This is a genomic window from Corynebacterium matruchotii (genome assembly GCF_011612265.2).
Lineage (GTDB): Bacteria > Actinomycetota > Actinomycetes > Mycobacteriales > Mycobacteriaceae > Corynebacterium > Corynebacterium matruchotii.
On record NZ_CP050134.2, the window covers coordinates 2,321,029 to 2,333,569 of the forward strand.

Genomic DNA, 12,541 nt, shown 5'->3' on the forward strand with positions numbered 1-12,541 from the left:
TTTTGCAACCCATAACCCTATAACCAGCCAGAATCATCAGGAATTATAAAGAAGTAGGAATAACCGCATCATGGATACCTCGACTGTGCTTCGTACGTTGTTGAACGATCAAGACCGTGCCGAATTATTGGGCCGGGATACTGCAATTACGCAGGTGGAGGTTGCGCCGGATACGTCGATTGTGTTGGGGTTGGCGGATAATCGGTGGGCTCGGGTGTTGTGGCCGACGCAGCATAGTAGTGCGAAGCGGGTGGCGGATTGGGCGCGTCATTATCATTTGTGGGAGTCGACGACGCAGTTGTCGCGGGATATTTTATTGCAGCAGGGGGAGTTGAAGGCGGATGAGAAGTTGGCGCCGCATTTGGTGGGGATGGGTGGTTCGACCCGGGTGTTGCGGTATACGCCGTCGAAGCGGGTGGTGTTGCGGCATGGTAATCATGTGATTGAGGTGTCGCATCGGCGGTTTCCGCAGCATCAGATTACTGGGGTGCCGACGCCCCGGAAGTTAGGGCCGGTGGCGGATCCGCATTTGGTGGTGCATGAGTTTGTAGCCGATCGGGATTTGTCGTCAGAGCATGCCCCGGAGTTGGATGCGATAGCGGGGATGGTGTTTGCGCGGCTGCATCGGTTGCCGCCGCCGGAGGGTCCGTGCACGAATGTGTTTCGGCGGTTGGCAGCGTTGGCTCAGCTGTTTCGGTATTTGAATCCGATTTTGGCGGCGCGGCTGAATTGGATTGCGGGGCATGTTGAAGAATTAGGTGGTACACCGGTATTTAGTCATGGCGATGCTTCTCCTGCACGGGTGCTGACTGATGGTACGCAATTGTGGTTGACCAATTTTGAGCGTGCTTGTGGTGGGCCGGCTGCGGTGGATGTGGGGTCGTATGTGGAGACGAGTGACTCAGAAGCTAGTGAACGGTTCATTTCTGGTTATACGCGGGCTGGTGGCAAGCTCCCGAATGCGCGGGCATTGCGGCATGCTCGGGCCCAGGCAAAGCTTTTGCGTATTGCGGATCCATTGCGGCAAGGCCATGCTGATTGGGAAACCGAAATTTTTGCTGAGCTTGATGCAGTAAAGGAGCTTGTATTATGAGCGCGTTGGACACGTTACACCAGTTGCCCAAGGTGCGCCGCAGTTGGCCGCATGATGATGGCAGTATCACTGTGGAGCTTGTCGACGATGATTCCCGGGTGCGGGCCGGTCTGATTCATCCGAATGGGGTGTGGGAGATGGCCGACTATGGGGTGGATGAGAAGCTGCCGGATTTGACGCCGCACGATGGGATTGTGAGCCATAAGTGGCATGAGCATGCGGTGATTATGGATGCGGATCGGGTGTACGGCTATATGTTGCCGGAGCAGAATCGGGCGATCATTCGGGCGCATTCGTTATTGGCGCAAAAATGCACGGTGGCGCATTTGAATGTGGCCCGGGTGTTGTCGCACACGGATTCGATGGTGATTTTGAATCGGCTGCCGGGAATTACGGTGTATGACTTTGGTGATGAGGCGGCACCGGCGTGGGTGATTTTTGCCCAGTTGTGGCCGCAGTTTACGACGTTTCAGCTGCCGGTGAAGAAGCACACGGCGGCGGATGAGGCGCAGGTGTTGCGGTGGTGGGCCGATAAGGTGCCGGGCATTTCGGTGGATCAGGCGATTGCCGGTTTGACCAGTGGTACTCCCGACCCGGAGGTGTTGTTGCATGGTGATTTGCATGATAAGCACCTGTTTTTTGATGGGTCCCGGCTGAGCTTGGTGAGTTTGGAAACGCTGGCGCGGGGTGAGGCCGCGGCGGATTTGGGCAATGTGTTGGCCTATGCGGAGCTGCGGTGGTATCAGGGCAATATTAATGATGCCACCCGGGATGTGATGGTGGATTCGGTGCATACGTTGGCGGATTCGCTGCATGTGAGCCCGGCGCGGCTGTCGGCGTATTACGAGGCGGCGCGGCGCCGGGTGGCGTGTGTATATAGTTTCCGGCCGCAGGCGTCGTCGTGGTTGGCTCAGTGGATTGCGACGTTTTCGTAAGGCGTTATGAAGATTAATGTTATTGGTTGCGGCTATTTAGGCACGGTGCATGCCGCTTGCTTGGCGACGCTCGGGCACGAGGTGGTGGGCGTCGACACGGATGCGGCCCGGGTTCAGCGGCTTTCTCGTGGTGAGGCTGGGTTTTTTGAGCCGGGTTTGCCAGAGCTGTTGGCGCAGGCACTCGGGTCGGGCCGGCTGTCGTTTGCCACAGAGCCCACGCCGGCGGAGGTGTATTTCCTGACGGTTGGCACCCCGCAGGTGGCGGATGGCCTGGCGGCGGATGTGAGTTTTGTGCATGCCGCAATTGATAGCATTCTTCCGGTTGCTTCCCTGGATGCGGTGGTGGTGGGGAAATCCACGGTGCCGGTGGGGACGGCGGCGGGACTCGTCGACAAGCTTGGTGGGCGGGCTTTGGTGTGGAGCCCGGAATTTCTGCGGGAGGGGTTCGCGGTCGCGGACACGCTACACCCGGATAGGTTAGTGTATGGGCTACCGGATGATCCGGCTACGGCGTGTCGCGCCCAAAATGCTCTCGATCAAGTGTATGAATCTATGTTGGCGGCTGACGTGCCGCGACTGACGATGAATTACGCCACGGCGGAGCTAGTCAAAATGGCGGCTAATTCATTTTTGGCCACAAAGATTAGTTTTATGAATACCATGGCGGAATTATGCGAATGCACTGGTGGGGACGTGACATTGCTAGCAGAGGCATTGGGGTTGGATGCTCGCATCGGGCCGCTGTTTCTGCGCGCAGGAATTGGATTTGGTGGGGGTTGTTTACCGAAAGATATTCGGGCAATTATTGCCCGTGCTACCGAACTAGGAGTCGATGATACCGTGTCGTTTTTACATCATGTGGATGCCATTAATCAGCACAGTCGGGACCGGGTAGTGGATCGGGCGTTGCAGCTGTTGGGCGATGAGCCGGAGGGCAAGAAGGTGACGGTGTTGGGCGCATCGTTTAAGCCCAATAGTGATGATATTCGGGATTCTCCCGCCCTGGAGGTGGCCGATAGGTTGCACGATCAGGGGGCGGAGGTGACGGTGACGGATCCGCAGGCACTGTTTGGGGTGCATAGGAGTTTCCCGCATTTGCACACCGAGTCGGATATTACCGCGGCTTTGACCGGCGCCGAACTGGTGTTGTTGTTGACGGAGTGGCAGGAGTTTTCCCACTTGGATCCGCAGGCGACGATTGATTTGGTGGAACGCCCCCAGCTTATCGACGGCCGGAACGCGCTCAATCCTAGAGCTTGGCGGGCTGCCGGTTGGCGTTATACCGGGATGGGGCGGTAATAGTTTCGGGTAGTACAATGACGGCATGCGTGCTGGACCGGATTCCCTACCCCAACCCATGCCTGATTGGTTACGGGACGTGCTGGTCACGATTATGGTCATTAGCGTCACGTTCACTGCCGACCCCGCTCACCCGTATCAGCCGCCCACGGTTCTTTCGATTGTGTTGTCGGTGACGGCGGCGGGATTGTTGTTGATGCGCCGCCGCCGGCCGATCCTTATCGCCATTGCTATGGTGGGGTTGTTTGTTGTGGGGTCGGTGTGGGCGCGGGACCATAACCCTGGGTTGTTGTTGGCGGTCACTATCGCAATAGCTGGGTTGTTTTACCAGCGGGGCATGGATGTTGGGATTCCCGTGGCGATCGGCGCCCTCATTGCCATGGAGGTGGCTACCTGGCATTTTGTGGGTGCGGTGTTTACCTACCACATGCTGCACCCGATTTTCAGCGTGGCGTTTGCCGGTGCCGCCGGCGATTCGGTGCGCATGCACCGCCGCTATATTAAGGCCATCACCGACCGGGCGATTCGGGCGGAGCAAACCCGCGAGTCCGAGGCGGCCCGGCGGGTCACGGAGGAGCGGCTACGGATCGCCCGGGATTTGCACGATACGGTGGCGCACCAAATTTCGGTGATTAGCCTCAACGCCGGGGTGGCGTCCCAAATGATGGAGAAGCACCCGCAGCAGGCCCGGGAGTCGTTGGCGACGGTGCGGAATGCCGCCCGGTCGGTGTTGACGGAGATCGGGAACCTGCTGGAGCATTTACGCAGCACGGAGTCCGGCGGCACCGGGGAGTTGGATACCACGCCCCAGCCGTCGATAAGCCACATTGATGGGCTGGTGGCGAAGTTCAGCCAGGTGGGCATGCGGGTGGTGGTGCAGAAACCCGACGACCTGGGTCGGGTGCCGGCAGCGGTGGGGCGGGTGGCGTACCGGATCGTCCAGGAGGCACTAACGAACGCCTATAAGCATGGCGATAACACGCACGCGGTGGTGGATTTGCGGCTGAAGGATTCCGCCCTCACTATCACCGTCACGAACCCGGCCAGCCCCCAGCCGGAAACCACTGGGCAGGGTTTCGGCCTGATCGGGTTGCAGGAGCAGGCGGCCAGTGTGCGGGGCACTATCGCCGCCGGGCTGGTGGATAATGATTGGCGGGTGACCGCCACCCTCCCGTTTCAAGGAAGCACCCTATGATTAGGGTTTTGCTTGTCGACGATCAGGCGCTCATCCGACAGGCCATTTCCGTCATGCTTGACGCCACCGACGACATCACTATCGTGGGCCAAGGCGATACCGGGTTGGATGCCATCGCCATGGCGCAGCGACTCCAGCCCGATGTGGTACTCATGGATATTCGCATGCCCGAGCTTGATGGCATTGCGGCCACGGAAAAAATTTGTGGTAACCCGGATTTGGCCGCCACTCGGGTGTTGATTCTCACCACGTTTGAGAATGACACGAATATTGTGGCGGCGCTGCGGGCCGGGGCCAGCGGGTTTATCGGTAAGGGGTCGGAGCCAGAGGAGCTCGCCCGGGCGGTGCGGGCGGTGGCGAACGGGGATGCGTTGTTGTCCCCCTCGGCGACCCGGAGTTTGATTACCCGCATGCTGCAACCCACCGAGGCTGACCCGGAGCCATATGCGAACCCGGAGCTCATTGATGCCCTCACGATTAGGGAGCGGGAGGTGTTGCGGCTGGTCACCAAGGGGTTGTCGAATCAGGAGATCGCGGACGAGCTGGTTATTTCCATTCATACGACGAAAACCCATGTGGGGAATATTATGACGAAGCTGGGCGCCCACGATCGGGCGCAGTTGGTGATTGTTGGTTACGAGAGCGGCCTGGTAGCGCCGGGGGGCTAAAATATCCACCACCGTATACCCCTGTGGGGGTAGGCGCGAGCGTGGAAAGATCACCTTCCCAGGCGATGTTACTTATCAATCGGCTACTTATTATTAGCTACTATGACAACGAAGTTAACAACAGAAGACGTGCCTCAGCCGGTGGTGCCGCCGCAATCCCCTACCGGCCAGGATGCGAATAAGCGCACAATATTCATGGTTTTCGCCGGACTCATCGTGTCGATGCTTTTGTCGGCGTTAGACCAGACGGTGTTTTCCACGGCGCTGCCCACCATTGTGGGTGAGCTCGATGGGGTGAACCACATGCTGTGGGTGACCACCGGCTACCTGGTGGCCGTCACCATTATGATGCCGATTTACGGCAAATTAGGCGACATGATGGGCCGGAAAACGCTCTTCTTGGGGGCGCTCACCGTGTTCCTCATCGGGTCGGTGATTGGTGGGTTCGCCACCAATATGACCTGGCTTATTATTGCCCGCGTGGTGCAGGGCCTGGGCGGCGGCGGGCTCATGATCTTGTCGCAGGCCATTATTGCAGACATTGTTCCCGTCCGGGACCGCGGCAAATACATGGGTGTGATGGGGGCCGTGTTCGGCCTGTCCAGTGTGGTCGGCCCCGTGCTGGGTGGTTGGTTCGCCGAGAGCATCGGGTGGCGTTGGGTATTTTGGATGAACCTGCCCATCGGGATAATCGCCATTATCATTGCGGCCACCGTGTTAAAGCTACCCAAGCATGACACCAAGTTCACGTTCGACGTGTGGGGCACGCTCACCATGGCGGTTGCCGTGACCTCGATCATTCTTATTGCGTCCTGGGGTGGGGTGGAGTACGAGTGGGGTTCCGCCACGATCATTAACCTCATTATCACCGCCATTGTGTTCTCTGCCCTGTTTGTGTGGGCGGAGGCGACGGCCACGGATCCGCTTATTCCACTGAAGGTGTTTCAAAGCCGAAACTTTGTGCTGGCCACTATCACCGGGCTGTTTATCGGCATCGCTATGTTCGGAGTGCTGGCCTACATGCCCACCTATTTGCAAATGGTGACCGGGGTGAATGCGACCGGTTCGGGGTTGATGATGTTCCCCATGGTTGTCGGGTTGATGGGCATGGCAATGACCACGGGGGCACTCGCTTCGAAGACCGGTAAATACAAGTGGATGCCGATCGCCAGCATGGTGGTGTTAGCGATCAGCCTGTGGCTGTTGTCCACCCTCACGGTCGAAACCCCGCTGTGGGTGCTGCTTAGCTATATGTTCCTGCTGGGTGCCGGCATTGGGTTGGGCATGCAGATCCTGGTGCTTGTGGTGCAGAATTCCTTCTCCGATCATGAGGTGGGCATGGCCACGGCGTCGAATAACTTCTTCCGCGAGATCGGCGCTTCCCTGGGTGGGGCGTTTGTGGGCGCCCAGTTCACGACCCGGCTGACGGATCTGCTGGGCGAACGTATGTCCGCTTTGGGCCCGGCCGTGGCCTCCGCAATGGGTGGCGGGAAAATGGATATGAATTCGCTCACCCCGGCCCGGGTGAACCAGCTGCCGGATGCGATCCACGACGTGATTGTGGGCGCCTATAACGATGCGCTGACACCGGTGTTTTTGCTGCTCATCCCCATGATCGCCGCCGGGTTTGTGACGGTCATGTTCATCAAGGAGGTGCCGCTGCGGGCTAAGTTGGAAACCGCCGAATAATTCGTGACAAATCCCATGTCTCCTCGGGGCTGGGATACGTACAATTGAGCTAACAGGGCGTCGAAAAGCTTACTACTACACCCGCGCGAAGCTTTTCGACGCTTTTGCTTTGCCCTAGTTAATGTGCTCCACCACCGCCAACCGGAGTGGGGGCACCACGAGTTTCTTATTGATCTCCTGCGCTTTCGGGTCGAAATGCACCACACCGTCGTTGATGTGCACCTTATAGGTGCCGGCCGGCAGGGGGTGGTGCCAGGAGGAATAGTTGGCGTTGATCATGACCAGGGCATCCCGGCCGGTCCCGAACGCGCCAGCCACCCGGTAGCTTAGATGCAGGCCCTTTGCGGTGATGAGTTGAGCCGAGGCCTTAATCACTTCATAGTCGGATTCCCGCAGCCAGGGCCAGGTTTTCCGGAACGCATTCAGGTCTTTGAAGTAGCGCACCTCATTGGCGAACCTGCCGGCCCGATCGTAGTCGAACACGTTCACGGAGTCGGGGCTACGGTAGGAGTTTTCGACCCCGTTTTTGGTGCGCAGAAACTCCTGGCCGGCGTGGATGAATACCACTCCCCGACCAATGTATTGGGTGCCGGTGGCCAGAATGTGGCGTTTGGCGATATCGGGTTCCCGCGCCCACATGAGTGTGTAAGTGCCGCGCAGCTTGTCGAACATGGTCCAGTTGTCGTGCGCCTCGTTATAGAGCACCGATTGGGCGGCGGAGGCGAATCTCCGGTTCGCGGGTGTTCCCAATAGGGCATCATATAACGCCCCCGCATTGGATTGCACGCAATCATAGCTGCCGACGCAGCCGGACACGAAGCCCGGGTCGGAGAGGATAAAGTTGGAGCCTTTGATGATGTCCCGGTAGAAATCGTTGAACGAGCTCACCCCCGGCATGAGTCGGCTATTGCCGTGGTGGGCCGGCACCACTCCGTCCGGGTGGTGGCCCAAATCCCAGCCCTCGCCAAGGAGAATGATACCGGGGTCGATGTCGTCCACGGCGGCCCGCACCGCATTCATGGTGTCCACATCGTGAATGCCCATGAGGTCGAACCGGAACCCGTCGAGGCCGAAGGTGGTGGCCCAATAGGTGATGGAGTCGACAATGAATTTCCGCATCATGAGCTGCTCGGATGCGGTTTCATTGCCGCAGGCGGTGCCGTTATAGAAGCCGCCATCGGGCCGCATGCGGAAATAGTAGCCGGGAACAGTGCGTTCCAAGGGGGAATCCGCCGCGTCGTACACATGGTTGTATACCACGTCCATGATGACGCGAATCCCGCGGGCGTGAAACGCATCCACGAGCTGCCGGAACTCCTGAATGCGACTGGTGGGGTCGGTGGGGTCGGTAGCATAGGATCCCTCCGGCACGTTATAGTGCACCGGATCATACCCCCAGTTGTATTGGGCGCCGAACCGCAGGTCCCCGGTTTCGTCGACCGAACCGAAATCAAAAACGGGAAGTAGCTGCACGTGGGTGACCCCCAGGCTGGCAATGTAGTCCAGGCCCGAAAGATTCCCGGCGGCGGTGCGGGTGCCGGCCTCGGTGAGGCCCAAGAATTTGCCCTTGTGGGTGATGCCGTTTCCCGGGCCGATTGTGAGGTCGCGGACGTGCAGTTCGTAGATGATGGCGTCCGATGCCGACCCAAAGCTAGGCATGCGGGTGGCCTGCCCCAAAAGCTTGTCGACGTTCACTACGACGCCGCGCTGCCCGTTGGCGGTGACCGCGCGGGCATAGGGATCAACGGACTCGGTCCCCGAACCGCCGGCTTCGAACACCAATGTGTAGGTGTATTCGGCACCGTCCTGGTCACCCGACAACCGGCATTCCCACACCCCCGGATGGGGTTGGTCGGGGGTCATGGGGTAGGTTCCCGCGGCGGGACCGGAGTGCACGTTCAGCACCACCCGCCAGGCGGTCGGCGCCCACAGCCGAAACGTCGTGCCGTCGGCTGCGTGCAATGCGCCTAGGGTGCCGTCGAAAAAGTACCGGTTATTAAACTCGGGAGAGTGCAGTTCGCCAATGGTGTAGCGGGGCATACCCGAGACTCCTTTCTGCCGTGATGCGGATAGCGGGGGTAATCAGTACGAGGCTACCCCTCCCGCCGGCATGTGCGCGAGTATGCCCGAAAACCGCTGGGGGTTAGACCGGTAGGCGCTCCCCGGTGGCGGTGGCGAACACGTGGTGTTCATCCGGATTGATCCGAACGTGGAACACCGAGCCCGGCGCCGGCGCGCTGTTCGGCAAGGTGCGAACCACCACCTGGGTGGAATCTTCCGGAGTGCCGGTGATGTGCCCATACAGGTAGGAGTCGGAGCCCAACTCCTCCACGAAATCGAGTTTGATGGGGATGGTGTTCGGTTCGGAATCCGACACCAATTCGATGGATTCGGGGCGGAAGCCCACGGTCACTTCGGTTTCGGACACGGCGGGGATCGGGATGCGGGCATCCCCGTAGTGGGCGATGTGGTCTTCGTCCTTGGTGCATTCGAGGAGATTCATGGCGGGGGAGCCAATGAATCCGGCCACAAACACATTCTGGGGGGCGTCGTAAAGCTCGCGGGGGGAGCCGGCCTGCTGCAGAATGCCGCCATTGAGCACGGCAATGCGGTCGCCCATGGTGAGCGCCTCGGTTTGGTCGTGCGTCACATAGAGGGTGGTGACGCCGAGTTCGCGTTGCAGGGCGGCGATTTCGGTACGGGTCTGCACCCGCAGTTTCGCATCCAGGTTCGAAAGCGGCTCGTCCATGAGGAACACTTTCGGCTTCCGCACAATAGCGCGGCCCATGGCCACACGCTGCCGCTGGCCGCCCGAGAGCGCTTTCGGCTTACGATCCAGGTAAGGCAGCAGGTCCAGGCGCTTCGCCATGGTCTCAACCTGCTTATCAATCTGATCCTTGGGCATGCCCGCAATCTTGAGGGCAAACCCCATGTTTTCCCGCACCGACATGTGAGGGTAGAGCGCATAGTTTTGGAACACCATGGCGATATCGCGTTCCTTCGGCGGCGCGGTCGTCACATCGGTGTCACCAATCAGGATACGGCCGGCGGTCACGTCCTCCAGGCCAGCCAGCATGCGCAGGGTTGTGGACTTGCCGCAACCCGACGGGCCAACGAGCACTAGGAATTCGCCATCGGCGACTTCCAGATCAAAATTATTAACAGTAGGGGCTTTGGCGTTGGGGTACACCAGGGTGACGGCTTCATAGGTCACAGATGCCATAATAAAAATCCTCCATCGGCAGGTACGTGCCGAACGATCCGAGTGGAAGTCTCCCGTATTATCCGGGAGCTTATCGCCGCAGGATTACGACTATGTTCTATTTAATCAGAGTAAGATGAATTTGTCGTGTTTTCACAAAATATTGAGAGATAAAATTAGTTATGAGTGATGACATCCGTAAACGCGCCAGCGGTTTCCAACGATCAACGATTGCTAACGCCCTCCGGTTCGCGTTTGACGACGGCCAACTCGACTTCGCCGAATACACGGAGCGCAGTAACACGGCCCTGGGTGCCACCTACCGGGACGAGCTCAAGCCCCTGGTCGCCGACCTTGATTTGGGGCCGCATCTTCCCGCACCCGACGCGGATAACTTCCTCGAACAGGTGTCCGCTCGATTCCCGCAGCCGATCATGCCGGACGAGGTAGACAAAATCCACTCCGCGCCACCCGAAGGGCAACAAGCCGCGTCGAATGCGTTAGCGGTCCCCACCCCCAACGCCGTGGCGAACATACCCACCCAGGCACGATGGTTGGTGCCCACTAATTCGGCAGGGCAGGCCCTCATGAAAACCAGCGCTTTTCTTAGCGAAACCGACCGGTATGGGACCTGGACATGCGGCCCCACTCACTCCGTCACCGGGGTGTGCTCCGAACTAGTTCTCGACTTCACCAATGTTATCCTCACCAGCCCCCAGGTGGAATTAAAAATCACGCTGGTGATGGCCGCCCTAAAACTCATCGTCCCAGACCAGTTTCAAATACAAAATAACATTACGGATATTCTTGCGGAAACCACCACCGACTATTCATCGGTCGCCACCAACACCGGCAGCGGCCAGGCGAACCCCACACCACCGGTAACCCTCATTCTCACCGGCACGAATGCCCTCAGCGAGATAGAGATCAAGGTGGTGCACGTCTAGCCGGTGTCGAAAAGCTAGCGTCGCTTAGTCCACGACACCGTACCCCAGTAGGCCGTCGTAATCTTTCTTCGTGTTGTTATACACGCGGATCCGGCCGTCCTCGTTGCCGCCCACGGTCACCAACGCCCCGTCGTTATTCTGCACCACAATATTGGTGTGGTCACCGAAAATGGGCGAACCATTATACATGGCCACATCCCCCGGCTTGGGCTGGTATCCATTCCCAGCCTTCTGGAACTTCCCAATCGACTCGTAATACTCCTGCAACGTGAACGTGCCGGGAATCCGCCACCCGCCAGTGTTGCCGTTTTTCAGCGGCGCCCCCGCCTCCCGCATCACCCAACTCACGAAATCCGCGCACCATGCCTCCTCGGTGCCCTCACTGTATTTCGTGCCCTTATTTTGTGCCTCAAATTCGGTTTTGGCCAATGATAAAATCCGCTGCCGCACCGGGCTTAACTGTGACGTATCAACCTGTGGAAACTCTGCCTCACCCCGGGTCCGATCAATATCCGACGTGTTCGTGGCGGACCGCACCTTGTGCATGATCGGCTGCCACTTATAAGCAACCACGGCACCCACCGCCACGAACCCCACCAGCATGATGCAGGCAATAATCAACTTATACGGTTTTGCACGCTTTTGTTGTTGCTCCATAAAATACGAACGTACCAGCACCCGAGGCCACTACCCCATTGCGGGTAACAATCGGTAGCACATCTAACGCACATCCCGGCGCGCATTCACCACAAACGCCCCAAACACCATGCCCACAAGCCACACGAGAATCACCCCAATGTTAAACACCATGGGTTGCATGCTGGCCAAATCCCAACCGGATGGCAGCCCGGACGTGTGCACCAGCTGGTTCGCCAACTGTTCCATGCGGTTCGCTGGCTCCAACAACCACAGGAACACCAGCTTCGGCGACATGTGGGCGGCATAGCTCACCAAAGATGTGAGCATCATGTTCCACAACACCATGAGCGTCATCCCACCCAGCCGGGAGCCGAGCATACCCGAAACCCCAGCCGTCAACAGGCCCACCATAATCAAGCTCCCCACGCTGGAATACAACGGCACCAGGTTCGACAGGTCCAGGTTCAGGCCCATGACCAGCAGCACTAGGATCGTCAAGACCATCGCTGCAATGTAGGCGGCCAGGAGTATGGTCATGGCCACCAGGATGCGGGCCCCCAGCCACAGGCCGCGGCGGTCTTGGGTTAAAAACGCGTGGGCGTTCATGCGGGTCTCTACCTCACCGGCCACCGCGGACGCCATAAACACGGTGGCGATCAGGGTAAACACCGGTCCACCCATGGTGACCACATCCCACCCCACCGGTTTCGGCCCGGCGGCAAACATGGTGTAAATGAAAATGGGGCCGACCAGGCTGGCGATAAGCGCCGCCAGATACACCCAGAAGGATGTGAGGGACGTGAATTTTAGGGTTTCCGAACGCACAGCGTTGAAAAAAGCAGACATGATGATAATGCTCTTTCTTGAGTAAGTG

At 58.8% G+C, this 12,541-nt stretch carries 11 protein-coding genes; 7 read left to right on the forward strand and 4 right to left on the reverse strand.

Features of this window, described 5'->3' with window-relative positions; translation table 11 throughout:
• Positions 1 to 70 precede the first annotated feature (70 nt).
• The 6 genes from HBA49_RS10305 to HBA49_RS10330 all read left to right on the forward strand — a co-directional run bounded on the left by HBA49_RS10305 (position 71) and on the right by HBA49_RS10330 (position 6,879).
• Positions 71 to 1,093, forward strand: a complete 1,023-nt coding sequence (locus tag HBA49_RS10305) for a phosphotransferase family protein (RefSeq protein WP_005524587.1) — start codon at positions 71 to 73, stop codon at positions 1,091 to 1,093.
• On the forward strand, positions 1,090 to 2,028 hold the full coding sequence (locus tag HBA49_RS10310) for a phosphotransferase (protein WP_005524487.1): 939 nt from the start codon (positions 1,090 to 1,092) through the stop codon (positions 2,026 to 2,028). The genes HBA49_RS10305 and HBA49_RS10310 overlap by 4 nt, the downstream gene beginning before the upstream one ends.
• Before the next feature lie 6 nt (positions 2,029 to 2,034).
• Positions 2,035 to 3,327 (forward strand): UDP-glucose dehydrogenase family protein, encoded by a 1,293-nt coding sequence (locus HBA49_RS10315; protein ID WP_005523897.1) that lies wholly within the window; start codon positions 2,035 to 2,037, stop codon positions 3,325 to 3,327.
• A 25-nt stretch (positions 3,328 to 3,352) separates the two neighbouring features.
• Entirely contained in the window at positions 3,353 to 4,522 is a 1,170-nt protein-coding gene (locus tag HBA49_RS10320; RefSeq protein ID WP_005524660.1) for a sensor histidine kinase, read from the forward strand.
• Complete coding sequence (locus tag HBA49_RS10325; protein ID WP_005524265.1) at positions 4,519 to 5,190, forward strand: response regulator transcription factor; 672 nt, start codon at positions 4,519 to 4,521, stop codon at positions 5,188 to 5,190. Before HBA49_RS10320 ends, HBA49_RS10325 begins: the two co-directional genes overlap by 4 nt.
• A 195-nt stretch (positions 5,191 to 5,385) precedes the next feature.
• Positions 5,386 to 6,879: an MDR family MFS transporter gene (locus HBA49_RS10330; protein WP_420888495.1), complete on the forward strand. Its 1,494-nt coding sequence runs from the start codon at positions 5,386 to 5,388 to the stop codon at positions 6,877 to 6,879.
• Between the two features lie 114 nt (positions 6,880 to 6,993).
• Here the strand turns inward: HBA49_RS10330 and pulA are convergent, their stop codons facing one another.
• Positions 6,994 to 8,919, reverse strand: a complete 1,926-nt coding sequence (gene pulA, locus HBA49_RS10335; RefSeq protein ID WP_005524137.1) for a type I pullulanase — start codon at positions 8,917 to 8,919, stop codon at positions 6,994 to 6,996.
• Positions 8,920 to 9,022: 103 nt separating this feature from the next.
• On the reverse strand, positions 9,023 to 10,102 hold the full coding sequence (locus HBA49_RS10340) for an ABC transporter ATP-binding protein (RefSeq protein ID WP_005524121.1): 1,080 nt from the start codon (positions 10,100 to 10,102) through the stop codon (positions 9,023 to 9,025).
• A 161-nt stretch (positions 10,103 to 10,263) separates the two neighbouring features.
• Between HBA49_RS10340 and HBA49_RS10345 the strand changes: the two genes are divergently transcribed.
• A complete protein-coding gene (locus HBA49_RS10345; RefSeq protein ID WP_005524030.1) occupies positions 10,264 to 11,028 on the forward strand; it encodes a DUF1707 SHOCT-like domain-containing protein in 765 nt (254 codons plus the stop codon).
• 24 nt (positions 11,029 to 11,052) lie between these two features.
• On the opposite strand, the gene HBA49_RS10350 is transcribed toward HBA49_RS10345, so the two are convergent.
• On the reverse strand, positions 11,053 to 11,685 hold the full coding sequence (locus tag HBA49_RS10350; RefSeq protein WP_040431308.1) for a CHAP domain-containing protein: 633 nt from the start codon (positions 11,683 to 11,685) through the stop codon (positions 11,053 to 11,055).
• Positions 11,686 to 11,748: 63 nt separating this feature from the next.
• The gene (locus tag HBA49_RS10355) at positions 11,749 to 12,513 is read right to left on the reverse strand and encodes an ABC transporter permease (protein WP_005524606.1); all 765 of its coding nucleotides are present in this window, start codon (positions 12,511 to 12,513) and stop codon (positions 11,749 to 11,751) included.
• Between the last annotated feature and the right edge of the window lie 28 nt (positions 12,514 to 12,541).